This is a genomic window from Mesorhizobium sp. M7A.F.Ca.CA.003.01.2.1, from assembly GCF_003998945.1.
Lineage (GTDB): Bacteria > Pseudomonadota > Alphaproteobacteria > Rhizobiales > Rhizobiaceae > Mesorhizobium > Mesorhizobium ciceri.
In genome coordinates this window covers 1-1,153 of sequence record NZ_RZRA01001293.1, presented here as the reverse complement: position 1 = coordinate 1,153, position 1,153 = coordinate 1, and the positions used below count along the sequence as shown (strand labels likewise).

Below are 1,153 nucleotides of genomic sequence, written 5' to 3'. Positions count from 1 at the left end.
GATCTATGCCAAGGCTGGTTATGCCGGCGGCAAGGTGGATTTCCGCGCCCGAGACAACGACGCCCTGGTGACCTACGAAAAGAATGAGTGGCAGAACGGCTATGCGCTCGGCGCTGGCATCGACTATGCCCTTACGAACAACCTCTCGCTTGGCGTGGACTACACCCACGTTGACCTCGGCCATAAGACGAGCACGGGCGACAACGTGTTCGATGATGGCACTCTCGGCGACAATCCCGAGACCTATCGCACAGAGGCAAAGGTCGATGCCGTGATGGCCCGGCTAACCTACAAGTTTGGAATGGGTCAGTAGTGCATCGACATCATTTTCGCGGATCAGATCTAGCGTCAGGGGAGCTCGTCAGCGCTCCCCTTTCCTCGTAGCCTACATATTCCTTCGAACATTCTGGCGATTGAACGAAGTCTTGAACTTCTTTGGGCAATTGCAGCCTAGAGCGGTGCAGGCTATGCCCTTCCAGGGCAAGACAAAGCACGTAGTGTGTCCGCCCTCGGTGACCGGAACCTAAGCAGCACTTGCGGTATGATTTGTCGGTGTGACTTTCGGTCACCAAAGGCACACCGGGACACCATCTGTTCCCATTTCACCAATTTCAGCGAATTCGCCTCTTGCTTCTGAACCCTTGAGAATATAGGGCTTTCCGCGGTCCGGAGTGTAGCGCAGCCCGGTAGCGCACTTGACTGGGGGTCAAGGGGTCGTCGGTTCGAATCCGGCCACTCCGACCAAATTTGAAAGCAGGACTTGCCCCCGAAGTCCGCCTCTCCAGATGCTTCGGTCAGCCCGGCCAAATCTCGGATCGGGGCAACCATGTGCTCTGCCGCTTGAACTCTGGCTTGGGCTACCCCTGGCACACATCGATCCACTCAGCCCCAATCAGCTCAACCATCCTCTGCGGGCTGATCCGCACCGCCGCATTGGTGGCGCCTGCCGCGGGCACGACCTCGTCAAATTCGCGCAGCGATACGTCGCAATAGACCGGCAGCGGCGCCGGCAGGCCGAACGGGCAGACGCCGCCGACCGGGTGGCTCGTCGCTTCGACAACTTCCGCCGCGTCGAGCATGCGCGGCTTGCCGCCGAACTGGTCCTTGAACTTGCGGTTGTCCAGCCTGGCGATGCCGCTGGTCACCACCAGCA

The 1,153-nt window shown here is 59.5% G+C and carries 2 protein-coding genes and 1 tRNA gene; 2 read left to right on the top strand and 1 reads right to left on the bottom strand.

Annotation, left to right across the window (positions count from 1 at the left end):
* Together EN969_RS32100 and EN969_RS32095 are read left to right on the top strand one after the other, a co-directional pair.
* On the top strand, positions 1-313 hold a 313-nt coding region (locus EN969_RS32100), incomplete at its 5' end, for an outer membrane beta-barrel protein (protein ID WP_164758715.1).
* Between the two features lie 354 nt (positions 314-667).
* A tRNA-Pro gene (locus EN969_RS32095) sits at positions 668-744 on the top strand.
* A gap of 113 nt (positions 745-857) precedes the next feature.
* On the opposite strand, the gene EN969_RS32090 is transcribed toward EN969_RS32095, so the two are convergent.
* Positions 858-1,153: YbaK/EbsC family protein (locus EN969_RS32090; protein ID WP_164758714.1), on the bottom strand; the 296-nt coding region annotated here is incomplete at its 5' end.